19 protein-coding genes and 1 tRNA gene are annotated in these 21,995 nt (G+C 68.4%); 7 read left to right on the top strand and 13 right to left on the bottom strand.

Annotated features, from left to right (window positions below; genetic code table 11):
* The first annotated feature begins 152 nt into the window (after positions 1–152).
* Both A37W_RS0109140 and hemE read left to right on the top strand, forming a co-directional pair.
* The gene (locus A37W_RS0109140) at positions 153–848 is read left to right on the top strand and encodes a helix-turn-helix transcriptional regulator (RefSeq protein WP_018302726.1); all 696 of its coding nucleotides are present in this window, start codon (positions 153–155) and stop codon (positions 846–848) included.
* A 32-nt stretch (positions 849–880) separates the two neighbouring features.
* Positions 881–1,921 carry a uroporphyrinogen decarboxylase gene (gene hemE, locus A37W_RS0109135; RefSeq protein WP_018302725.1) on the top strand — a complete coding sequence of 347 codons (1,041 nt, stop codon included), beginning with the start codon at positions 881–883 and terminating at the stop codon, positions 1,919–1,921.
* Between the two features lie 75 nt (positions 1,922–1,996).
* On the opposite strand, the gene hemF is transcribed toward hemE, so the two are convergent.
* The gene (gene hemF / locus A37W_RS0109130; RefSeq protein WP_018302724.1) at positions 1,997–2,884 is read right to left on the bottom strand and encodes an oxygen-dependent coproporphyrinogen oxidase; all 888 of its coding nucleotides are present in this window, start codon (positions 2,882–2,884) and stop codon (positions 1,997–1,999) included.
* 81 nt (positions 2,885–2,965) lie between these two features.
* Here hemF and A37W_RS0109125 point away from each other — a divergent pair, with 81 nt between their 5' ends.
* Both A37W_RS0109125 and A37W_RS0109120 read left to right on the top strand, forming a co-directional pair.
* Positions 2,966–3,355, top strand: coding sequence for a hypothetical protein (locus tag A37W_RS0109125; protein WP_018302723.1), 390 nt, complete (start codon positions 2,966–2,968; stop codon positions 3,353–3,355).
* A 47-nt stretch (positions 3,356–3,402) separates the two neighbouring features.
* Positions 3,403–3,479, top strand: a tRNA-Met gene (locus A37W_RS0109120).
* A gap of 57 nt (positions 3,480–3,536) precedes the next feature.
* Here A37W_RS0109120 and A37W_RS0109115 read toward each other — a convergent pair.
* The 12 genes from A37W_RS0109115 to A37W_RS0109060 form a co-directional block, all read right to left on the bottom strand.
* Complete coding sequence (locus A37W_RS0109115; protein WP_018302722.1) at positions 3,537–4,577, bottom strand: tyrosine-type recombinase/integrase; 1,041 nt, start codon at positions 4,575–4,577, stop codon at positions 3,537–3,539.
* 182 nt (positions 4,578–4,759) lie between these two features.
* The gene (locus A37W_RS0109110) at positions 4,760–5,089 is read right to left on the bottom strand and encodes a DUF2190 family protein (protein ID WP_018302721.1); all 330 of its coding nucleotides are present in this window, start codon (positions 5,087–5,089) and stop codon (positions 4,760–4,762) included.
* A gap of 1 nt (position 5,090) precedes the next feature.
* Positions 5,091–5,312: a phage head-tail joining protein gene (locus A37W_RS0109105; RefSeq protein WP_018302720.1), complete on the bottom strand. Its 222-nt coding sequence runs from the start codon at positions 5,310–5,312 to the stop codon at positions 5,091–5,093.
* Entirely contained in the window at positions 5,312–6,595 is a 1,284-nt protein-coding gene (locus A37W_RS0109100) for a phage major capsid protein (protein ID WP_026198394.1), read from the bottom strand. The genes A37W_RS0109105 and A37W_RS0109100 overlap by 1 nt, the downstream gene beginning before the upstream one ends.
* 106 nt (positions 6,596–6,701) lie before the next feature.
* A complete protein-coding gene (locus tag A37W_RS0109095) occupies positions 6,702–7,103 on the bottom strand; it encodes a DUF2213 domain-containing protein (protein ID WP_026198393.1) in 402 nt (133 codons plus the stop codon).
* Positions 7,096–8,475, bottom strand: a complete 1,380-nt coding sequence (locus A37W_RS0109090; RefSeq protein ID WP_018302719.1) for a phage portal protein — start codon at positions 8,473–8,475, stop codon at positions 7,096–7,098. The genes A37W_RS0109095 and A37W_RS0109090 overlap by 8 nt, the downstream gene beginning before the upstream one ends.
* Positions 8,475–9,098, bottom strand: coding sequence for a hypothetical protein (locus A37W_RS0109085; RefSeq protein WP_018302718.1), 624 nt, complete (start codon positions 9,096–9,098; stop codon positions 8,475–8,477). The genes A37W_RS0109090 and A37W_RS0109085 overlap by 1 nt, the downstream gene beginning before the upstream one ends.
* 481 nt (positions 9,099–9,579) lie before the next feature.
* Positions 9,580–11,271: a DUF262 domain-containing protein gene (locus A37W_RS23190; RefSeq protein WP_081617067.1), complete on the bottom strand. Its 1,692-nt coding sequence runs from the start codon at positions 11,269–11,271 to the stop codon at positions 9,580–9,582.
* Between the two features lie 13 nt (positions 11,272–11,284).
* Positions 11,285–13,057, bottom strand: coding sequence for a phage terminase large subunit family protein (locus tag A37W_RS0109075; protein WP_018302716.1), 1,773 nt, complete (start codon positions 13,055–13,057; stop codon positions 11,285–11,287).
* Positions 13,047–13,544, bottom strand: coding sequence for a hypothetical protein (locus A37W_RS21380; protein WP_018302715.1), 498 nt, complete (start codon positions 13,542–13,544; stop codon positions 13,047–13,049). Before A37W_RS21380 ends, A37W_RS0109075 begins: the two co-directional genes overlap by 11 nt.
* Before the next feature lie 387 nt (positions 13,545–13,931).
* Positions 13,932–16,016 (bottom strand): virulence-associated E family protein, encoded by a 2,085-nt coding sequence (locus A37W_RS22795; protein ID WP_018302714.1) that lies wholly within the window; start codon positions 16,014–16,016, stop codon positions 13,932–13,934.
* Between the two features lie 263 nt (positions 16,017–16,279).
* Positions 16,280–16,510 carry an extracellular solute-binding protein gene (locus tag A37W_RS0109060; RefSeq protein WP_026198392.1) on the bottom strand — a complete coding sequence of 77 codons (231 nt, stop codon included), beginning with the start codon at positions 16,508–16,510 and terminating at the stop codon, positions 16,280–16,282.
* On the opposite strand from A37W_RS0109060, the gene A37W_RS23705 reads away from it, so the two are divergent.
* The 3 genes from A37W_RS23705 (at position 16,509) to A37W_RS21370 (ending at position 21,623) form a co-directional block, all read left to right on the top strand.
* Positions 16,509–16,751 carry a hypothetical protein gene (locus A37W_RS23705; protein WP_018302713.1) on the top strand — a complete coding sequence of 81 codons (243 nt, stop codon included), beginning with the start codon at positions 16,509–16,511 and terminating at the stop codon, positions 16,749–16,751. The two genes, A37W_RS0109060 and A37W_RS23705, sit on opposite strands and share 2 nt — an antisense overlap.
* A gap of 170 nt (positions 16,752–16,921) precedes the next feature.
* On the top strand, positions 16,922–18,319 hold the full coding sequence (locus tag A37W_RS0109050) for a fused MFS/spermidine synthase (RefSeq protein ID WP_018302712.1): 1,398 nt from the start codon (positions 16,922–16,924) through the stop codon (positions 18,317–18,319).
* A 253-nt stretch (positions 18,320–18,572) separates the two neighbouring features.
* Complete coding sequence (locus tag A37W_RS21370; RefSeq protein WP_018302711.1) at positions 18,573–21,623, top strand: TIR domain-containing protein; 3,051 nt, start codon at positions 18,573–18,575, stop codon at positions 21,621–21,623.
* The last annotated feature ends 372 nt before the right edge of the window (positions 21,624–21,995 follow it).

Below are 21,995 nucleotides of genomic sequence, written 5' to 3'. Positions count from 1 at the left end.
CCGAGGCGAAGGTGCTGAAGGACGGCGTGATCGTACGAGGTCATGGGCAGGCTCCCGGGAGTGCCCCACCGTCAGACCACACCGCTCCTGCCATGCAGCTGGCAGGAGGATGTGCCAGAGTGTCAGCAGACCGCCCGACCGGAGCCCGCCCCGTGTCCCGCCAGGACCGCCTGTTCGAACTGATCCAGACGCTGCGCGCGGCCGAGGCGCCGCGCACGGCGCAGGCGCTGGCCGGCACGCTGGAGGTGTCGGTGCGCACGGTCTACCGCGACATCGCCACGCTGCAGGCGATGCGGGTGCCGGTCGAGGGCGCGGCGGGCATCGGCTACGTCCTGCGGCGGGGCTACGACCTGCCGCCGCTGAACTTCGACACCGAGGAGGCCGAGGCGCTGCGCGTCGGCCTCGCCCTGCTTGCGCGAACCGGGGACAGCGCGCTGGTCCGCGCCGGGCAGCGGGTGCGCGACAAGATCGCCGCGCTGCACGGCCCCGCCGCCTGGCTGAACGTCGCGCCCTTCGGCGCCCCGTTCGACGACCCCCACGCCGGTTGCGTGCCCGTCGCGCTGATCCGGCAGGCGGTGCGCGAGGAGCGCAAGCTGGAGATCGACTACCGCGTCCCCGACGGCGAGGCGACCTGCCGGGTGATCCGCCCGCTCGTCGTGATCTATCACCTCGAGGTCAAGATGGTGGCCGCGTGGTGCGAGCTGCGGCACGATTTCCGGCACTTCCGCCTCGACCGGATCTGGGGCTGCACATCGCTGCCGGACAGCTTCGCCGGACAGGGCGACGCGCTGCGCACGCTCTGGGCCGAGCGCGAGGGCGTGGACAAGGTCGCGGCCGGGCTGGCTTGACACCGGGACGCCGCCGGGGGACGGGAGGGGCCATGACCGACAAGCTCCTTCTGCGCGCCCTCGCCGGCGAGACACTGCCCACGCCGCCGATCTGGATGATGCGGCAGGCGGGCCGCTACCTGCCGGAATACCGCGCCACGCGGGAGAAGGCGGGCGACTTCCTGTCGCTCTGCTACAATCCGGAACTCGCCGCCGAGGTGACGTTCCAGCCGATCCGCCGCTACGGATTCGACGCCGCGATCCTGTTCGCCGACATCCTGCTGCTGCCCCAGGCCCTCGGCCTCGATCTGTGGTTCGTCACCGGCGAGGGGCCGCGGATGTCGAAGGTCACGACCGAGGCCGATCTCGCCCGTCTGAAGCCGGCCGAAGAGGTCCACGAGACGCTCGCGCCGGTGTACGAGACGGTGCGGATCCTCGCGGACGGCCTGCCGACGGAGACCGCGCTGATCGGCTTTGCCGGGGCGCCGTGGACGGTCGCGACCTATGCCATCGCCGGGCGGGGAACGCCGGACCAGGGGCCCGCGCACGCGCTGATCGCGGAGAACCGGCCGCTGTTCGAGGCGCTGCTGGCGCGGATCGAGGAGGCGACGATCCTCTACCTCTCGGCACAGGCCGAAGCGGGGGCCGAGGTGGTGAAGCTGTTCGATTCCTGGGCCGGCTCGCTCAGGGGCGCGGATTTCGACGCCTACGCGCTGGCCCCCGCGCGGCGGATCACCGCGGCGCTGAAGGCCCGCCACCCCGGCCTCCCGGTCATCGCCTTCCCCCGCGGCGCGGGCGCGCGCTTCGAAGGCGTCCACGCGGCGACCGGCGCGGACTGCATCGCCCTCGACGACGGGGTGGAGCCGGACTGGGCCGCGGCGCACGTCCAGAAGGACGGCTGCGTGCAGGGCAACCTCGCCTCCCGCCACCTCGTCACCGGCGGCGATGCGCTGGTGCAGGAGACGCGGCGCGTGGTCGATGCCTTCGCCGGGGGCCCGCACGTCTTCAATCTCGGGCACGGGATCACGCCGGACGCCGACCCGGACAACGTGACCCGGATGATCGAGGCGGTGCGCGGCGGCGTCAGCGGCTGACGCCCACGCCATGTTCGGCCCCGGCGCCCGCTCGATCGGCAGGGCCGCGCAGGCAGCCGGCGGCGGAGGAGACGCCTAGACCCACTTCGCCAGCGGCGGCAGGCTCATCAGTACCGCGTCGGCATCGTGGCCGGTGGCGAGACCGAACTTGGTGCCGCGGTCGTAGACGAGGTTGTATTCGGCATAGAGCCCGCGATGGATCAGCTGCGCCTCGCGGTCCGCCTCGGTGAAGGGCTGGGCCATGCGCTTCTCCACCAGCGGCCGGTAGGCGGGCAGGAACGCCCGGCCGATGTCCTGCACCAGGGCGAAGTCCGCCGCCCAGTCGCCGCTGTTGCGGTCATCCATGAAGATGCCGCCGACGCCGCGGGCGCGGCCGCGGTGCGGGATGTAGAAGTACTCGTCCGCCCAGGCCTTCAGCTCGTCGTAGAGGCCGGGGCCGTGGGGATCGAGGTGCGCCTTCTGCGTGGCGTGGAAGTGGGCGGTATCCTCTGCATACTCGAGGCAGGGGTTGAGGTCGGACCCGCCGCCGAACCACCAGGTGTGCGGTGTCCAGAACATCCGCGTGTTCATGTGCACCGCCGGCGCGTGCGGATTGGCCATGTGCGCCACGAGGCTGATCCCCGACGCCCAGAACCGCGGATCGTCCGCCATTCCGGGCACGCCCCTGGCGGCCATCGCCCGCTGCGCCGCCTCGCCGAGGGTGCCGTAGACCGTCGAGACGTTGACGCCGACCTTCTCGAACACCCGGCCGCCGCGCATCACGCTCATCAGCCCGCCGCCGGCGTCGCCGCCGTCCGCGGCCGCGCGCTGGGTCGGCGTCACCTCGAACCGGCCCGCGGGGGCGCTGCCTCCGCGCGCATCCTCCAGCGCCTCGAAGGCGGCGACGATCTCGTCCCGAAGGGTGCGGAACCAGTCGGCCGCGCGGGCGCGCTCGTCGTGCAAGGCCTCATCGCTCATGGTCATGGCCCCTGATATTGCCTAACATCCGGTTCTCGCCCTGTTTCGGCACTAGCTGCCCCCCACCCCCGCTTCAAGAGTGCTGCCATGCGTCCCGTCCTTCCCGCCCTCGCCGCGATCCTCGTCCTCGCCGGCTGCCTGTCCCCCCGCGAGGCCTGCATCGCCTCGGTCAGCCGCGAGCTGAACACGATCAATTCGCTGATCGCCGAGACGCAGGGCAACCTCGCCCGCGGCTACGCGCTGGAGGAGCGGACGGAGATCTACACCGTGCCCCGCCGCTGCGACGGCACCAACGCGGACGGCACCACCTTCACCTACAGCTGCCCCGAGCAGCGCACCCGCAGCCGCAACGAGCCGGTCGCGATCGACCTCAACGCCGAGCGCGCCAAGCTGAACTCGCTGCTGGAGCGCCGGGCCTCGATGGAGGCGGGCACCAACGCCGCCGTGCGCCAGTGCATCGCCTCCAACCCGGAGTGATTCCCGCTTGACGGGTCAGATGGCCTCGCCTATCTGACCCGCGGCTCGGCGGAGTAGCTCAGTTGGTTAGAGCAGCGGAATCATAATCCGCGTGTCGGGGGTTCAAGTCCCTCCTCCGCTACCATTTATCTTCAACGACTTACCTAGCTTCCGGCCCGACTCGGTTAGACCAGTTGGGAGGTCAGTTGGGGATTTTCGTTCTTCCTTCGTATGCTTCCAAGAGGCGGATTGCGGTGGCGGCGAGCGCCGAATCACGGCCGAGGTAGTGGTCTCGCATGATCGTCTCGACCCGCTTCAAATCGTGTCCGGTGACAGCGGCGATTTGAGGGACCTGTGCTCCAGCAACGGCAAGGCGCGTGACGGCTGATCCGCGAAGATCGTGGAAGGTCAGGTCTTCAACCCCGGCCGCCTCGCACGCCTTACGCCAAGACGCTCGGAAGCCGGATTCGGTCCAAGACGTGCCTCGGGTCGTCGAGAGGATCGTCACCGCTTCCCGCTTGGTCGCCTCGAGGATCGCCCGGAGCGGAGCGCCAACAGGCACCTCTACCGGAACGTTGCCCTTCCGTTGGCGGAGCCGGATCGTCGAGCCGTTGTAGGCCTTCCACGTCAGCCGGAGGAGGTCGCCTTGCCGCTGGCCGGTCCAGATAGCGAGCATGAAGGCGAGGCCGATGTGCGGCGGCGCGACCTTCAGGAAGGCGGCTTCGTCCTCGGCCGTCCAGATGTTGTCGACTCGGGTCGAGCGGTAGAGCTTGCCCGGACGTTCGCACGGGTTGGCGGGTACCGCTCCGCGGTCGTAGGCCCATGCTAGGATCAGGGCGAGCACGGCGAAGGCGTAGTCGGCCTGCCGACGCGACTTGGCGGCGAGGCGGTCGCGCCAGTTCATGAACTCCCCGCGGGTGCGCCGGTCGCTCAGGGCGGCGATGGGGAAGTCGCCGAAATCTTCCTCAATCTTTGCGATGTGCTTCGCGTAGTCGCGACGGGTGCGGAGCGCGAGGTCTTGGAACTTGGGCGCGTCCTGATAGGCCCTGAGGACCGAGGAGAGGGTGCCGGGCGGGGGCTGGAGGCGCTCGGCCACGGCCGCGTTGTACGCCGCAATGAACTCGGGCGCTCCGGGTTTGCCGGGCAGTCGCGGACCGCCCTTCCACGCATAGTAATAAGTGACGCTCGACCCGTCGGCGAGACGCTTCGAGACCCTATTCACGCCCTTCAGCCTGACGCGCACGTCGTGCCCTCCAGTTATCAAACGGCAGGGCTTCCGACTCGTGCCCTTTGACCACGGTAACGCCGATTGTCCCATCGGGCGAAACTTCCACCTTCACGACGTCGAGGCCTTGCGAGCGAACGGCTTTCACCGCCCGCTCGACGTCCCCTTGTCGGAAGTTGGAGGCCCGCCGCCCCATGGTTTCAGAACGTGCCGTTCAGGCGCACGTGGACGCTGGCTGAGGGGTTGCCCGCGGCGGTGACGGCGACGCCGATCTTCGTGTTGCCGCTGGCCGTGGCGGTCACGGCCCCGTCGGAGGTGCGCCAGTAGACGGCGTCACCGACGGCGAAGGCGTCAGTCGAGACCTTGGGCATGTCGAAGACACCGCGGGTCGTCAGGACCAGCGGCTCGCCGATGGCGGCATCGCCAGAGGCGATGCCGAAGAGCTGGCCGAGCTTGACGCCGTCCCCGCTCGCGGCCGCGGCGGCGGCCGTGACGGTGATCGACTCGCCCGGCTGGACGAAGTTGCGCATCTCAGGTTCCTTTCGAGGTGGTGAAGTGGAGCGCCGTCGGCGCGGGCCGTCCGGCGAGGGTCGCGATCTCGCGGTCGAGGGCGGCGAGCGCCCGGGCCATCTCGGCGTCGGACTTGAACTCCACCTCTTCGCCGTTCTGGTCGCGGAAGCGCCGCACGCCGTCGGAACGCGCCGCGATCAGCGCGTCCCGGGACTTCGTGAGCTGGTCGAGGGTGAGGGCCATCACGCCTCGCCTTCGTTGAGGTAGGCACCCCGCCAGTCCAGCCACCCGGCTCCGAAGTCGAGCCACGCGCGGAACTTCAGCCCCAGCGTGTCCCACGCCTCGGCGCGCTGGATTTGCACGCCCTGCGCCGAGCTGAGGTAGCCGTACTGGATCGCCGGGAGGCGGGCCGGGTCGGCGAAGACGTACCAGCGATCATCCGTGATCCGCGGCTCGACCAAGAGGGAGAGCTTGGAGCCGAAGGCGTTCACGTCCGCGACCGTGGCCGGGTAGATCGTCGCCAACAGGCGCTCGGCGGCCGACTCCAGCTCCGGCCCCACCAAGAGGTACTTGGGCGTCACGTTGATGAGCGTCTTGCCGTCGAGGCCGGTCACGCCGCGCATGGCCTTCCGCGCGCCTTCCAGCGCCGCCACGTCGCCCGCGGAGCCAAGCGCGAGGCCGGTCCCGGCGAGGTTGCCCCGGCTCGCATCGAAGACGGGCGTGCCGTCGCTCAGGTCCGGGTTGCCGGTGATGAGCTCGACCAGCACATCGGCCTCGGTCTGCGCCGCGGCCTCGCCGAAGGCGGCCGTCATGTCGCCCAGCATCCCGAGGTCATCGTTGATGAGGAGCTTCCGGCTCACGTTGATCGCCCGGCCGTAGGTGGTCAGGCGCATCGTCTCGCCGTTCTCGGCGCGGGTGGTGTGGGTGAACTCGCCGGACTCGGCCAGCTCTTCCAGCCGTCCCATTTCGCCGAGGCGGATGGCGGAAGCGGGCTTGAAGTTGGAAAGCCCGCGCTGCCGCCCGAGCGTCTTCAGCGGCGTCGCGGCGGCCCGGTAGGAGGCCAGCGCCGTCTTGTTCATGGCGTTGGACACGATCAGTGGGAAGTCGGACGTGGTGTGCTCGGCCGCCCGGGTGAAGACGTCGTCGGGGCTGAGGCCCCGCGTCGAGACGCCCACGCGGGCCAGCGCGTCGCGGGCCGTGTCGAGCACGGACTCGGCGAGATACTGGCGCACCTCGGGCTTCGGCTCGCCGCCCGCCATGCGGACGTGCAAGGCATCGGCCCGGCGCTCGCGGATCACGGCCGGGTCGTCATTGCCGCCGCCGTGCACGCGGATCACAGGGCGGCTGCGCTTGCCCTCCATCGCTTCTGAGACGGCCTGCCTGACGGCAACGTCGTCGGCCCGCGCGTCGATGAGCTGGTCGCCCAGCTCCTCCGGCAAGCCCATGGTGTGGACGAGCGCGCGGACATAGCCTGCGGGCGGCACCGCGGCCACGCGCGCGGGAGTGGTTTCGGGAGTATCGGGCATGTTGGAGCTCCTCTGGTCATGCCGAAGGCGGGCAGAGGGGTCCGCCGGGTTGCTGGTGATGCTGACTTCTGTCAGCTGGGCGGCTGCGGGGGTGCGGATGCGCGTCTTAGCCATTGATCTCTCCGAAGTGCTCTTTCCACGCGCTGACGCGGTAGCCGACCGAAACCCCGGTCAGGGTGCCGTCGGCGATCCGTTGCAGGATCGGCTCGACGTCGCTGGCCGAGCTGAAGCGCAGCGTCGCGACAAGCGTATCGCCTTCGACCCGCACGGCCTCCACGCGACCGATGGCGTCCTTGGCCGATCCGGTGCGATGAGAGTCGAGGACCGGGAGGCCCACGGCCGAGCTGAGGTCGAAGGCCGACACGTCGAAGACTTCGGCGTACTCGCCGCGCGCGTCGCGCCGGATGACGGGGGACGCCGTCGCGATGACCGCTTCGACCGTCCTCAGCTCGGCGTTGAATGTGGACGTGCGGGGCTGCGCCGCTCGGGTCAGCATCGTCTCAGGCATCGCCGGACTCCTTGTCCGTGAAGGTCAGCCCCAGCTCGCGCTCGCGGGCGTGGTCGGCGGCGATCTCCGCGTCGAGGTCGGCCGCGTTCCAGCCCATCTCGGCTACCGCCTGCGAGCGGGACATGAGGCCCATGGACAGCGCCTCTTTCACGGCGGTCATATCCTTCGCGGGGTCGACCTGCGCTTGGCGCGGCATGATCCACTCGGCCCGGATGTCGGGCGACACGTCGAGCCGCCCTGCCACCACTTCGCTCGCCAGCCAGCGCCGCCAGACGGGACGAAGGAGCTGAGGCACGAGCACGCCGTACTGCGTCTGCTCCACACGCGCCCGGAACGGCAGGAGTCCTGCCCGCAGGGAGGAATAGTTGGCGTTGGTCAGGTCGCCCGACAGCATGTGCTCGGGCAGGCCGAGCGCAGCGGCGAGGGCGAGGAGATTCATCCGAACGAAGGCGGGCGAGTCCTTCGCCGCCTCCGGCGAAGAGAACTTGATGTCGCACCCGCCGGGCAGCACTCGAACCACGCCCGGCTCAAGGCTGATGTCGCTGAGGCCATCGGCGTCCGGGAACGCCGCCCCTATCCCACCCATGTTGGTCGTGTCGGTGATGAAGCCCGCGTGCATGGCGGCGATCTTCGCTCCGACCAAGAGCGCATCTAGGAGCTGGTCAAACTCATTGGCGGTCAGCACGGCCGCGGCGAGCCACGACAGGCCCCGCACCTGCCCGGCTGCGATGGGCTGGACGATGTGCAACACGTCCGCCGCGTCGACGCGGACCGGCGGGGCGTAGTGCTCGAAGGTCGCGGTCGGCTGTTGCGGCAGGATGTGATACGCCACGCGCCGACCTTGGGCATCGAACTCGACCCCCTGCACGATCTCCCGATCGTCGCCGAGCCGCGCGTTCCTGGACTCGTCCAGTTGCTCGGGCGGGATAACCTGAAGGCGCAGCCCGTCGGGCGTATCGTGCAACAGGATCAGCGCCTCGCCGTCGACCACGAGGTGCCGGGCGATAGTCGCCTGAAGCCCCCAGAAGTCCGCGCGCCCGGCATGGTCCGCTTCCTCGGCCCAAGCGTCGAACGCGAAGCCAAGCTCGGCGTTGGGGGCGCGAGGCGTCGGTCGAATCCCCGTCCCCACGAGGGCCGTGATCCAATTATGGGTGCCGTTGGTGAGGAACGGTTGATTGACTGCAAGATACCTTGCCCGCTCGCGGGAGAGCCTGCCGCCTGCCGCCACCTCCGGGTTGACCGATCCGAAGACGGCCATGCTCCTGCCTCGCCGCCCGACCGCCGCCGCGTCGACGCGGCGCACCCGCGACGGCTCGGGCGCGTCGCGGGTGAAGCGGTTGACGAAGGACTTCGGCAGGAACGGGAAGGCCATTAGTGCATGGCCCGCTTGTCGAAGATCGCTTGGACCTTCGGATAGAAGCGGTCGAGAGCCGGGGTGAGCTCGATGGCCCAGACGGACTCGACCACGTAATTCTTGTTGCTGGTGAAGCCGAGCGTGGTCCCTTCGCGCTTGGCGAGCGTCATGATCCGCGCCTCGAAGTGCAGGTCGGCGTTGTCGGGCCGGTAGAACGCCCACACCTCAAGATTCCAGTCGCGGTGCCCGGCGACGTACTCGGCGATGACGTGCCGCGCGGGGGTCGCCTCGAACTCGGCTTCCATGCCTTCCGGGCGGTCGCCCACGCGCCAGCCGCTCAAGGCCAGCATCACGGCGCGGGCCGCCCGGTCGTTGTTGCCGACGAAGCGATGCAGCCGGGTCAGCGCATCGGCGACCAAGGCCTCTTCGGGCTGGAAGAGCCACGACTTGCGGCCCTCCGTCTCGCGCGCCGCCGGGGTCAGATACCCTTGCTTGAAGTACCAGCGCAGCCGGTCGGCCACGGCGGCCTTGTCTTCGTGATCGTGCAGGATCACGTCCGCCAGCTCGCCCGCCGTCAGGTACGCCCCGGGGTTCTTCGTGACGGGCTGGTACATGACCGGCCCCCCGTACTCTTTGGTCATCTCTTCGACTCCTCTTCGTGACGATGCTGGAGTAATCGGAGTCTGACTCCGAGTCAATGGACATGGAGTTTGACTTGGGGTATGCGGGATTCGGTAGCACGGCATCGCTGCCAGCCGTCCGCGCTCCCGGCCGAAAGTAGAGGGTCGGTCGGGAGCGCACCCCTCCCGGAGAAGAGGTAATCCATGCTCCCTTATGCGCGGCACTTGGCCGGAACGATGCGGGCCGGCCACTTCGTCAACAGCAGGAACGCTTTCGAGAGGTCCAGCCGTCAGCGCCGGAGAGCTTTCGAACGGTTCGTCATGTCGGAGATGAAGCACGTCGAGAAAATCACGGGAGTCGGAATGCCTCGGGAGGCATCAGACGAAGCCGTGCAGGCCCGATGCAAAGTCGATCCGATCTTTCGAGACGCTGTCGCGCGCATCACGAACGCGCGCGTCAAGCTTCTGGGCTACTAAATATTACGAGTTCGCCCAAGCGACCTCAAACCTTCCAAACGCTCGACCTAGCCAACTCGCTTAGACGACGTGTGTTTTCCTCGATTAGATCACGCGAAATTGTCTCGGCTTCACTCAACAGCGGAGGCAACTTGTATCCGCGACCCACAAGAACCTCCTTCTTTTCCGCAAAACCCTTGTCTGCCAGCAGACCATTTGTTTCCGAATCTACAAGAAAAAGGTTGCCGAGCTGACCAATAACATGTTCATCATCATCTGACTTAGAGGACGACTGCGGAAGGAGATGCTCAATCGTTAAGTCCTCGGAGTCCCCCAAAAATGGCTGCGCCTCCGCCTTCGCGATCTTCCTAAGAATGTACTGAACTAGGGATTTCTCGGAAGCATATAGATTTGTGAAGATTATCTGCTGGAATCCAACATCGAATTCCGCTTCCGGCACTTCTCTCTCGCGCAGCTTAGCAATAAGGTCTCCGATCGCAATTCCGACTTGGTTACTATCTTTTGCACTAAAGACCTGCCTGCCGAACGAAGAGTACATACCAGAAATTCCACCAGATGATCGCGACGAAGTGACGGCATTAAAACTAAAGTGGAACTTCTCGATTGCAGAAAGAGCGTTCCTTAAGGTCTTATATTTTATGATGCCATCACGATAAGCCCGCACGAGGGATAACAGCCCTGGCGCAGGCTGGACGACACGAAATACCCTCAAGGCCGCAAGCGAACGGGCTGCACTCTTCTCGTCTTTATTCCAACCGAACTGAGTGTCAAACATCGAGCGCCATTGTGCCGCGTCACTAACTAACCTGTCCAGATGACCTTTGGCATTGGTCTCATTAATAAGCTCTTTGACCTTCGAAAAAACCTTTGCTTTTCCCACAAAATCGTAGCGCGACTGCCACGAGTGGACGACAAACTGATCGGGGTCCAGCCTCACAGGAGAGCTGCTGATCGTATCAAGTATTTCCCGCCATTTATGCTTTGTCTGATCCACTTCCGAATTTGGCTTCAAATGTTTCGAGAAGTGATTGCGAAGCAAGTCGACAAGTGCGAGGTCTTTACCCCGGGTGTTAAGTGTCTCAAAGATCAGATAGGCGTCGTCCTCGTTTTCGAGAGAGACCAATATTACTGACAGTTCTAGAACTGCGTCTCTCAGCCCGCTCAGCCACCTGACCGCATCGATTGTGTTTGCATCTCTAGTTTGCTCCTTGTTGTCGAAGAAGCGCTCTACTGAACGGGCAATATTCTCCTCGAAAATTGCAAATGCTTGGGATATGGCCTCCTCCTCCCGGCCAATTTTGAGCTCCATTTCCGGCTCAGTAGCCTTCAAAATCTTTTCTTGCAGGAAAGGATATGACGTCTCAGTCTTCAATACGTAGACTGTCTTATATTCCTTGTCTCTTTTCTCAATGTATTCCTGAAGCCCGCTTGCAAGATCATCCGCTCCAAGCCTGGCAAATGCATCTCGAATCGCGCACAAGAATATCGTAATGGTGGTTAACCTTTGCTGACCATCGACGATCGCAAATAGATTGCCTTCTTTGTAGACAACCATCGCACCGATAAAGTAACTTTCCCCCTTGTTCTCATTGACGTCGTTCCAGAAAGTCAAAACTTGATCGGGCTCCCAAGAGTACTCCCGCTGGAAACGAGGAATTAGGAAGCGATTGCCCTTAAGTAGGTCCTCGATTCTCTTATCGTCAGACGAAATCTTCACGGTCTGGCCCTTCTCACGACGACAGCCACCTGCTTTTCACTACGGTAACTGGCTTCGGCGGCCCCGTCACCTTCCCCAACTCCGCTTCCCGCCGCTCGACGTCCGCCCCGATCAGCCCGCGGGCGCCGTAGGCGTAGACCAACGTGTCGAGGGCTTCGTTGCGGCGGCCCGAGACCACTTCCCAGCGGCGCACGGGGTGGCCCCGGCTGAACCTCGTCACAAGCCGCTCGGCGCGGAGCTGGTCGAAGTAGTCGCCTGACAGGGCGCTGCTGAAGAGGATCGTTTCGCCGTGGGCGATCCGCTGGTGCAGGGCCAGCTTCACCCCGTCGATACCGATCAGGGCAAGGCGAGTGCCCCGCGAGGTGCTGAACGCGAGGCTCGGACGGCTGAAGCCTGCGACGCCCTTCCCGGCGAGCACGCGGCGCGACGTGCGGGGGCGGCAGAAGGCATAGACCGCGTCGGCCCAGTTGCCGGAGTCGATCACGGCCGCGTCGACCGTGAGCACGCCCCCGGCCGGGTGGCGGAACTGCCGCCGCAAGAGGTCGTCGAGCTCCGCCCACGTCTCGTTCTCGGTCGGCGCTCCCCAGACGGTTTCGTGCCCCAGGACTCGCACGTCGCCGTCCTTCGTCCACCCGGCAAAGGTCGCTTCGATCCGGTCCGCCTGCACGTCCGCCCCGACCGTGAGGACCAAGGCTTCGGCGGGGATACGGTCGAGCCCAAAGGGGCGTTGCAGGGCGGCGAAGTCGGTCCCGTCGAGGTCGTCGCCCTCGCCACGCCACGGCTCGCCGAGCACGGTATTGAGCCACGGCTTGAGTGTGGTCGGACTGCGCTTCGCTTGAAGGAACTCCGCCGCCAGCCGCGGCCATGTGGCGTTCGGGAGCGTCGATGTGAGGGAGGTGAGCTTGTAGCCCCGATGCCCCTCCACCTCCGGCCGTGTGGCCCGCCAGCGGCCTTGCTCGACCATCTGGGGCTTCTGCCGGTCGGCCACCTCGGCCTCACACGCCGGGCAGCGCCAATGCGCCGTCTCGGGCTTGTCCGCGGCCCATCGGATATCCTTCCACAGTATCTCGCCGAAGGTGCCGCAGCTCGGGCACGGCACCTCGAAGACGCGCATGTCGGATTGCTCATAGGCCCGCACGATCCGCGACGTCTCGGCGTCGACGGGCGTCGAGGCCAGCACGATCTTGCGGTTGCCGAAGGTCATGGTCCGCCGCATGGCGAGCTCGACGGGATCGCCCTCCGTTCCGGCCGAGAGCTCATAGGCGTCGATTTCATCGGCGAAAAGGACGCGAGCCGTCCGGGCCCGGAGATTGCGCGGCGCGTGGGCGCTCACGACGGTCAGGGAGCCGCCCGCGAACTGCCGGTGCAGCATCGTGTCCCGCCCGGCCGTGTCGGCCGCCAGAGCGGCCCTGAGCGCGGGGGACTCGGCGAAGGTGGGCTCGACGACAGAGACTATGAGATGCCGCGCGTCGGCCTCGGCCGGGACGACGGCGAGGACCGGGGCCGGATCGTTCTGCACGAAGTGGCCGAGCGCCCCGACCATGAGCTGCGTCGCCCCGACACGGGCGCTCTTAAGGATGGACACCCGCTCGACCGACTCCTCGCCGATAGCGTCGGCGATCTCCCGTTGCGGCGGCCAGAGGCGCATCCGCCCGGGCTGCGCGGCGATGGCGCTCGGGAGGTAGACGTGGCCCTCGATCCAGTCGGAGAGTGCGAGCTTGGCGGGCGGCCGGAAGGCGGCGAAGGCATCGCGGCGGAGCCGGTCGAAACGGGGATCAAGCGTCATCGGCGATGCCCTCCATCGCGGCCCGCACCTCGGCGTCGAGGACGGCCGTCGCGTGCCGGTCTAGCCCGAGCTTAGCGGCCACCCGGCTCGGGATCGCGAGCACGCCCGCCCGGAGGTCCGTCACGATACCTCGCCACGCCGACGCCACGTCCCGGGCGTCGAGCATGTCCCCCCGGGTGACAGCGTTGTGCAGCGCGATCTTGTCGGCCTGCTCCCGGGCGAGGCGGAGCTTTTCGGCGGCGAGCTCCGCGTCGGCCCGGCGGCCCGTCGCCCCTGCCCGAGCGTGCTGGCAGTAGGCGTGGATGGCGGCCCGGAGCGGGAAGCGGTTGTCTTCCGTCCGCGGCAGGACGCCGTCGCGGGCGAGCGCGTTCACCCGGTTCGCCGTAAGCCCGAGCCATCCCGCGAGCTCGGCCGCCACCACGGGCTCGACGCCTGCCAGCGCGTCGATCTCCGCAAGCTCTTCGGGGGTCAGGGTTTCGGAAGCCATATCGTGTCCTTTACCGAAGTCAGATTTACCGGCTTACGAGACGGGGCCATCGGGTTTTCCGTCTCGTAATTTTACCGCAGGGGGAAAAGCCGGGGCTCCGCGCCCCCCGCAGCCCAGAAAGCGGGGAAGGACCCATCGTCCTTACGAGACGCTGCTTTACCGGCTTACCGGACGTCTCGCCTGAAGGGTCTGAAGGGTCCGAATGGTGTTGAGCCTCAACGGCCCCACAGACCCCATGCCCCCCTACAGGCCCTCTAGCCCACAAGGTACTCTCTAGAAACTTACCCTTCGGACCCTTCAGACCCTTCGGGAGCCCTTGTTTGTGGGGCGATTTGTCCAAAGGGTTCATTGCCCTGACCCTTCGGACCCTTCGGGAGCCACAGTACATCACTTGACGATCCTCAACTGCGTGACGGGGCGTTCCCAGAACGCCCGCCCCACACTGTCGCGTTGCCTCTCCCACCCGAGACGCTTCAGGATGTCGCCGACCCGCTTCATGCTTCTCTCGTGCATGTGGGCGGGCAGGCCCAAGGCGAGCTCCATCACCTCCCAAACCGTGCAACGCTGGCGGGGCCCTTCGCACGAGTCGTCCCCCGCCGGATTGTCGAGCCACGCGGCAATCGGTTCTTCCCACGGGTGCGCCGCGTACGCCGCTTCCTGCTCTTCCCGCGCCGCGGCCTCCGCGTCGCCGTCGAGCCACCACGCCTCGCCCGCACGGTAGGCGGCGACGGCCTCCGCGAAAAGTTGGGTGCGGGCGCTCTTCAAGCCCACGACGTTAATCCTGCCGCAATGGATCGGCCAGAATCGACGCCCCCCGGTCGCGTCCCGGAGGAACGTGTCTTCGTTGGTGGTGCCGACGAAGACGCACTGGCGCTGATACCGTTCATCGGACCGGCCGTAGGCTTCGCGGAAGCGGTCCGCCTGCGTCGAGAGAAAGGACTTCAAATGCTGGTTGGTCGCCCGCCGCGACGGGGCCAGCTCGGCGAGCTCGACCAGCCACAGGCCCCGGAGGTGATCCATCGCTTCCTTGCCCCCGTTGATCGGCGGGAGCGTGTCGGAGAAATAATCGCTACCGGAGAGAACGCGGCACGCCGAGCTCTTCCCCCCGCCTTGCGGGCCGATCAGCACCGGCACGTGATCGTGCTTGCAGCCGGGCTCCATCACCCGCGCCACCATCGCGATAAGAAAGGCCCGCCCGACGGCCCGGGTGTAGATCGCGTCCTCGGCCCCGAGATACCGCGTGAGCCACGTGTCGAGCCGCGGGACGCCGTCGTGGCGGGCCGCGTTGAGCTGGTCGCGGATCGGGTGATAGGACCGCCGCTCCGCAACGGCCCGGATCGCGGGCTTCAGGAGCTCGGCCTTGATCGTGGGCATCCCCCGCAATTCGAGGCCGGTCCGCACCCGCCCCTCCTCCGCGGCCCCGATCTCGCCCCGAGCCCATTCGGCCCGATGCGAGAGGAGGTTCCAGCGGAGCCCCTGAAGGATCGTGTCGCGGTTCCGCCCGAGGTAGTGGATCGCGTTGTGAAGGTTGTTCACCGGGCGGTCGCCCTGCATGAGCGGCGTGCCCCAGTCCTCTTCCACGCGCCCGACGTGCTCGGCGATCCAAGCGTCGAGCTCGACGTCATCGTCGACGTCGAGGTCAGCCATGGTCGCTTCCCTCTCTTCCTCGGCCCGCTGGTAAGCGCGGGTGAGAGCCCGATGACGCTGGCGCTTGTCGGTCCGTCCCCACCACTCGCCCGCCGGGCCGTCGTCGGCGGCGATGGCCTCAACGGCCTCTTCCTCCCGTACGCCGCGGTGCGCCCGCTCAGCGAGGAAGCGGAACGCCACCCCCGAGCCCGACTGGTCGCGATCATCGCGCGGCGGTGCGGCGTCCACGTCGTCGACTTCGTCGAGATAGGCCCCGCCTTCGGACAGGAAGACTTCGGGCGGCCGCCCGTCGAGCCCGCCCGCATAGAAGGCGGTCGAGAGCGCGAAGGACTCACCTGCGAAGCCGCCCCCGAGGATCGCGGCCGCCTTGCGGGCGAGCGGTTCACGATCCTCGGGCGGATAGGTCCGGCTGAGCGGCAGATAGGGCCGCCAGCGGTTGCCCTTGCCCGGCAGGCCATGGCTTGGCGACGTGACGACTATGCCCGCCACGCCCGCGTTCCTGAGGCGCCGAGCCGCCTCCTCGGGCGTCCGCTCGCCCTTGTCATAATCGAGCTCGATTCCGCTGATGCCCGTCACGTTCGCGTCGTGCCGGAGGAACCCCTTCTCCGAGCGGGCAGTGCCGAACTCCGCGAACTTAATGAGGGAGAGAGCTTCCTTCCGGGGGGCCGTCTTCCGGACGATGTCCTTTGCGAGCTTCCTCAGCGTCCCGCTCAGCTGCTGAGCTTCGCGGTCATAGACGCTCTTGAAGCGGGTGAGGGTGATCTGCCGGTCGAGTGGATCGATCTCTTGCCCTATCCCAATTTTTGCGGTATCTGAATACCCCATGTAGTGTTTCCTTTCTCCGGGGGCCCTGCAAGGTCATCTCTTCGGGCCGTTCAAGCTAAGCCCCCTGCTTCCGGTCGAGGCAGGGGGTTGTTCGTGATGTCGGAGCGGAACTGGCGGTTGGGAAACGGCGGCTAAGCCATTGATCCGCTTAGCGTCGAAACTGCCCCAGTTGGAAGAAAAGTCGTTTGTTTTCAACGGAAGCGAGCGGAATCATAATCCGCGTGTCGGGGGTTCAAGTCCCTCCTCCGCTACCAGCCGTTTCCCTAAGCATCTGACCTTGCGTCGAGATCACCACGCCGGCGTCGACGAAGGTGGGGGCCGAGGTCTCGGGCAGGGCGGCCCACGTCCGGCGCGTTGCCGCCGGCGAGCTGCAGGGTGATCTTCTGGACGTAGTCGGAAGGCACCGTCTCGAAGCTGACGGTCACGCCCGGCTGCGCCTCGACGATGCCGTTCAGCATCGCGAGGTGTGCGTCGCTGCCGGTCCAGACGGTCATGCGCGGATCCTGCGCCTGGACCGCGGTGGCGAGCGCCGCGAGGGTCGAGGAGTTGCGCCTGAGCACGGCCGACACCGCGGCCCTCGGGACGCCCGCCGCCCGCGAGACGTGTCGCTGGGATGGCCCGCTGCCCGTCGGCCCGCGCGGTCACGGCGCGATGATGGTGCGCTCGATCCTGCGGATGGTCTACCGTCGGCGGGTGCCGCGTGTCGGTCGGTCGGAGCACCGCCGGCCGCCATGACTCTCTGTCCCGGCCCGCAGGGACCGGCCGCGTTCGGACGCATCACTTGCCGAACCCCGCCGCCCGGCCCAGGTTCGCCCCATGCGTCCAGACCCCGATTCCATGCGCCTGCCGTCCGCTCCGGCGCGAGCCGCCGCGCCCCGCTTGCTTCGCCCCCACGGGGGCGTGCGGTGAAGTTCTGGCGCGCCATCGGACTGATCCTCGTCCTCTCCGCCGTCGGCCTGACCTACGAGATCGCCGCCGGCCGCGTCCTTGCGCCCTACTACGGCACGTCGCTGCTGACGTGGACCACGGTGATCGCGGTGGTACTGGCAGGGTTCTCGCTCGGCAGCGCATGGGGCGGAGTCATCGCCGACCGCCCCCGCGCCGCGGCCCTCTCGGCGGTGCGCGTGGCGCTGATCGCGACGGCGGTCCTGATGGCGCTGTCTCCGGCGCTGCTGGGCTTTCTCCACGGCTCCGGCGCGCGGGGCACGGGCGGCATGGTCCTCAGCACCCTGGTCGCGTTCTTCCCGGCCTCCGTCGGGATCACCCTGCCCTCGCCCCTGCTGACCAAGCTGGCGATCGAGGCGCGTCCGGGCCGCGAGGGCGCGTCCCTCGGCCTGGCCCTCGCCGCAGGCTCGGCCGGGGCAATCGGCGGGGCGGTCCTCGCCGGGTTCGTGGCCCTGCCGCTGGTGGGGTCGGTCGCGACCTTCGCGGGCTGCGCCGCGCTGACCCTGGGCTGCCTGCCCGTCCTGCGCGGAGGCGCCGCCGCGCCGCCGGTCGCCGTGATCGGCGCAGCCGGGTTCATCGGCCTGTCCGCCCTCGTCGGAACGCCGGTCTGCGATCACGAATCCGGCCTGTCCTGCCTTCATGTCGAACGGCGCGGGGGCGAGGTCAGGCTGTTCTCGGACCGGACCCTTCAGGCGGCCGAGCCGCTGGACGAGGGAGACGATCTCGCGATCGCCTACACCCGGTGGATCGGGGACCGGCTGGAGCAGGACACGGGGGCGGACGCGCGCGTCCTCTTCGTCGGCGGAGGCGGCTACACGCTGCCGAGCCGCCTTGTGTCGGACCGGCCCGCGGCACGGGCGACGGCGGTCGAGATCGACCCCCTGGTGACGGCGGTGGTGCGCGCGAACCTGCCGCGCGCGGCCGCGGTGATGGATGCCGCCGCGGATCGGTTCGAGATCGTTCACGCCGACGGGCGGGTCTTCCTGAACGAGAGCGCGGGCCGCTTCGACGCGGCCGTGATGGACGCGTTCTCGTCCGCGTCCGTGCCGGCCCACCTCGTCACGGTGGAGGCCTTCGAACGTGTGCGCGCGATCACCGACGGCCCGGTCTACGTCAACCTGATCGACCGGGCGGACGGTCCGCTCGCCCGGGGCGTCCACGCCATCCTGACCGAGCTGTGGCCGCACGTCGTCGCGGTGCAGGGCCCGGTCAGCCTGCGCGGCCGGGCCAACGTCCTCCTCGCCGCGTCCGACCGCCCGCTCGCCCCCCTGGCGACGCTGCCCGAAGGCTACGCGCCCACGCGGATCACGCCCGCGCGGGCCTTCACCGACGACCGGGGGTGGGTCGGACACAGGTAGCCGCTTCCGGCGGCTCAAATAGCCGAGGATGCGGGAGGAGTCGCACCGGCGTTGCGCGGCCGTAGCGCCCGGCGCCGCGAACCGGATGCGGCAGGCCCGAGCTTGTTGTATCGTCCATGATCATGGCCAGCCCGTGTCATAGCCTCTCGTCCGGACGACGCCCCGCACGCCGGCCGGACAGCCCCGCCGCGGGAGACCCGCCGACAGGGGCCCGCGGGACGGTGCCGCGGCCCGGCCGGACGACCGGCGCGGCATGACGGCCCGTGCGGCGGACACTTCGACCGGACCGCCGGCGCGGGGCCGCGGGGTGCCGGCGCCCGTCACCAAGGTCTTCTTCTCCTACGCGCAGAAGGATTCCCCGCGACTCGAGCGGCTGTTCGCCGCGCTGTCGGCGCAGGACGACCTGCGGGTGTTCCGCGACATTCACGACATCCTGCCGACCGAGGACTGGAAGTCGCGCCTCGACTCGCTGATCCGCGAGAGCGACACGGTCCTCTTCGCGCTGACGCCCGCGTCGATCCGCTCGGACACCTGCCGGTGGGAGATGGGGCGCGTGGCCGAGCTGAACAAGCGCCTCGTCCCGGTCGTGGTGGTGCCGCCGGACGACCCCGCGCTGGTCCCGGAGATCGTCTCGAAGTTCCAGTACGTGTTCCTGACCGACGCCCACGACTTCGAAGCGGGCCTGCAGCAGATCCGCTTCGCGCTCGACCTCGACATCGGCTGGATCCGCGAGCACACGCGCCTTGCCGACCTCGCCGCGCGCTGGGAGGCGGCCGGGCGCCCCGGGGCGCGGGCGCTTCGGGGGCAGGATCTCGAGGCGGCGGAGGCGTGGCTCCTGTCGCATCCGCCGAACGCGCCCGAGCCGACCGCGCTCCACCGGGCCTTCGTCATCGACAGCCGCCGCGCGCAGGCCCGGCGGCAGCGGCGCACGGTGGCCGGCGCGCTCGCGGCCCTGCTGGCGGTGGCCGTGCTCGCCTCCTTCGCGCTCGTCCAGCGCAACGCCGCCGTCCGGAACGAGGCGATCGCCCAGCGCCAGACGGAGGCGGCGACCCTCGCCCGCGACGACGCCGAGGCGCAGCGCGGCCTGGCGGAGGAGAACGCCCGCCGGGCCGAGGCCGAAACCGCCCGCGCCGAGGATGCCCTCGTCCAGGTCGCCGCCGAACGCGACCGGGCCGAGCGCAACTTCGGCACGGCGCGCGACGCGATCAACGCCCTCGTCTTCGACATCGCGCAGGGCCTGCAGGACGCGGAGGGTCTGCGGCTGGAGAGCCTGGAGTCGATCCTGTCCCACGCAGAGACCGCGGTGACGCGACTGCGCGCCGCCACGCCGGACAACAGGGAACTGCGGCACCTCGAGGCGGCGATGCGGGCCGAATTTGCGGAGGTCTACGCAGGCGCGGGCGAGAGGGAGCGGGCCCTGCGGTCCGCCCAGCAGGCCCATGCCCTGCTGAGCGACCTCCTCGAGGAGGAGCCCGACAATACCGGCTGGCAGAGCGACTACACCGTCGCCCTGGAACGGATCGGCGACCTGGAGCTTCAGGCGGGCCAGGTGGCCGCCGCGCTGGACGCCTACGACGAGTCGCTCCGGCTCCGGCGGGCGCTGTCGGCGGCCGATCCGGACAACGCGGTGGCGCGGCGCGATTTGTCGATCGGCCTGGAGCGGGTCGGCGGCCTGCACGTCCGCGCCGGCGAGATCGACGCCGCGCTGGAGGCTTATGGCGAGGCGCTGTCCATCCGCCGCGCTCTGGCCAAGCTGCGCCCCTCCGGCGCCGAAGAGCTGCGGGACGTCTCGGTGAGCCTGGAGAATATCGGCGATCTGTACATGCGCACCGGCGAGACCGCGGCGGCGCTGGAGGCGTATCGCGAGGGGCTGGACATCGTGAGCCGCCTGGCCGAACGGGACCCGGGCAACACCATGTGGCAGCGCGACCTGGCGATCACCCTCAACAACCTCGGCGACGTCTCGCTTCTGGCCGGGGACGCAGGCGCGGCGATGGAGGCCTACGAGCGGAGCCTCGGGATCGTGCGGCGCCTGTCTGCATCCGATCCGGGGAACGCGGTCTGGCGCCGGGACGTGTCGATCGGGCTCAATAACGTCGGCGACCTGCGCCGCCGCGCCGGAGACCTCTCCGCCGCGCTCGACGCCTATATCGAGTCGCTGGACATCGTCCGCGACCTGGCGGCGTCGGACCCCGGCAACACCGAATGGCAGCGCGACGTGACCGTGGGCCTGGAACGGGTGGGCGACCTTGGTCTGCAGATGGGGGACCGCGCCGCGGCGGAGGGGGCCTACCGCGACGGGCTGGACATCCGGCGCCGGCTCGCCGCGCTCGATCCGGGCAATACCCAGTGGCAGCGCGACCTGTCCGTGGGCCTCGACCGCATCGGCGATCTGGCCCGGGTGACCGGAGACGCGGACGGCGCGCTGGCGGCCTACACCGAGGCGCTGGACATCAACCGGAGCCTCGTGGCGACGGATCCCGGCAACCGGGACTGGCGGCGCGGCATCGCCGTCAGCCTGAACCGGATCGGCGACCTGCTCCTGCTGGCGGGCGATCCCGACGCGGCGCTCGCGAACTACACCGAGGCGCTGCAGATCGCGCGGGACCTGGCCCAAGTCGATCCGTCCAACCTCGAGTGGCGGCACGACGTCGCCTTCGGCCTCCACCGCATCGGCGACCTGCAGATGAGACAGCAGGACACCGAAGCTGCGCTCGCGGCCTTCACCGAGGCGTTGCAGATCGTGCGCGAGCTGCTGGGGATCGACCCGCGCAACACCCTGTGGCAGCGCGATCTGGCGCTGAACCTGAACAAGGTCGGTTATCTGCGGGGGCTGGCCGGCGACCTCGACGCCGCGCTGGGGGCGTACCGCGAGGCGCTGGCGGCGGCGCGCGGACTGGTGGCCGCCGATCCCGACAACGCCCTGTGGCGGCAGGACGTCGCGATCAGCCTCGACGCGATCGGCAACGCCTCGCTGCAGCAGGGCGAGAGCGCCGCCGCGCGCGACGCCTATGGCGAGGCGCTGGAGATCCGGCGGCAGCTCGCCGCCGAGGCGCCCGGCAGCGCCGCCGCGCAGGCCGATGTCGTCACCAGCCTCTACAACCTCTCCCTCGCGGCCGAGACGGATGTCGCCCTGGCGGCGCTGGACGAGGCGCTGGAAATCGTGGTGCGGCTCGGGGATCAGGGCCTGCTCAGCAGGGCGCAGGAGGCGTGGCCGGGCTACCTGCGCGACAGGATCGCGTCGCTGCAGGGCGACGGCGAGGCCCCGGCGCGCATGACTGCCTCCGGGTCCGGTCCGCGCTGAGGCGCACGACGACGCCTTTCCGCGTCCGAATCCGAGGCTGCGGACCGAGTCCCTTGGCTCTCCACCATCAGTGAGTCCGGCCCTGGGTCCGCCAGCTGGATCAGTGAGTCCTCGCCCTTCGGGCCGGAAAGCACCAAGCCAAGAAGAAATAATTGTATTCCTTGCCAGTGGGTTGTGAGATTTATCGCGCCGCGTCCAAAAAGTGTGTTTACAACACTATCTGATGGTGTCATAACTACACCATCGAAAGACGAACAGCCACACGGCCAGACCAGACACCAAGGAGACACCAGATGCTCAAGACCGTCCTCGCCGCCGCCGCCCTGACCCTCACCGCCGGCCTCGCCCACGCCGGGCTCCCCACCGCCGCCG

This window comes from Wenxinia marina DSM 24838, from assembly GCF_000379485.1.
GTDB classification, from domain to species: Bacteria; Pseudomonadota; Alphaproteobacteria; order Rhodobacterales; family Rhodobacteraceae; genus Wenxinia; species Wenxinia marina.
Note: the sequence above shows the minus strand (reverse complement) of the source record. Positions and strands in the feature narration are given on the sequence as shown.

What these genes read in the sequence shown, in the direction of transcription:
- hemE (WP_018302725.1), top strand. Translation starts at nt 881, where the DNA reads ATGACCGACAAGCTCCTTCTGCGCGCCCTCGCCGGCGAGACACTGCCC.
- hemF (WP_018302724.1), bottom strand. Translation starts at nt 2,884, where the DNA reads ATGACCATGAGCGATGAGGCCTTGCACGACGAGCGCGCCCGCGCGGCC.
- A37W_RS0109125 (WP_018302723.1), top strand. Translation starts at nt 2,966, where the DNA reads ATGCGTCCCGTCCTTCCCGCCCTCGCCGCGATCCTCGTCCTCGCCGGC.
- A37W_RS0109110 (WP_018302721.1), bottom strand. Translation starts at nt 5,089, where the DNA reads ATGCGCAACTTCGTCCAGCCGGGCGAGTCGATCACCGTCACGGCCGCC.
- A37W_RS0109105 (WP_018302720.1), bottom strand. Translation starts at nt 5,312, where the DNA reads ATGGCCCTCACCCTCGACCAGCTCACGAAGTCCCGGGACGCGCTGATC.
- A37W_RS0109100 (WP_026198394.1), bottom strand. Translation starts at nt 6,595, where the DNA reads ATGCCCGATACTCCCGAAACCACTCCCGCGCGCGTGGCCGCGGTGCCG.
- A37W_RS0109095 (WP_026198393.1), bottom strand. Translation starts at nt 7,103, where the DNA reads ATGCCTGAGACGATGCTGACCCGAGCGGCGCAGCCCCGCACGTCCACA.
- A37W_RS0109090 (WP_018302719.1), bottom strand. Translation starts at nt 8,475, where the DNA reads ATGGCCTTCCCGTTCCTGCCGAAGTCCTTCGTCAACCGCTTCACCCGC.
- A37W_RS0109085 (WP_018302718.1), bottom strand. Translation starts at nt 9,098, where the DNA reads ATGACCAAAGAGTACGGGGGGCCGGTCATGTACCAGCCCGTCACGAAG.
- A37W_RS0109075 (WP_018302716.1), bottom strand. Translation starts at nt 13,057, where the DNA reads ATGACGCTTGATCCCCGTTTCGACCGGCTCCGCCGCGATGCCTTCGCC.
- A37W_RS21380 (WP_018302715.1), bottom strand. Translation starts at nt 13,544, where the DNA reads ATGGCTTCCGAAACCCTGACCCCCGAAGAGCTTGCGGAGATCGACGCG.
- A37W_RS22795 (WP_018302714.1), bottom strand. Translation starts at nt 16,016, where the DNA reads ATGGGGTATTCAGATACCGCAAAAATTGGGATAGGGCAAGAGATCGAT.
- A37W_RS23705 (WP_018302713.1), top strand. Translation starts at nt 16,509, where the DNA reads ATGCGCGGATCCTGCGCCTGGACCGCGGTGGCGAGCGCCGCGAGGGTC.
- A37W_RS0109060 (WP_026198392.1), bottom strand. Translation starts at nt 16,510, where the DNA reads ATGACCGTCTGGACCGGCAGCGACGCACACCTCGCGATGCTGAACGGC.
- A37W_RS21370 (WP_018302711.1), top strand. Translation starts at nt 18,573, where the DNA reads ATGACGGCCCGTGCGGCGGACACTTCGACCGGACCGCCGGCGCGGGGC.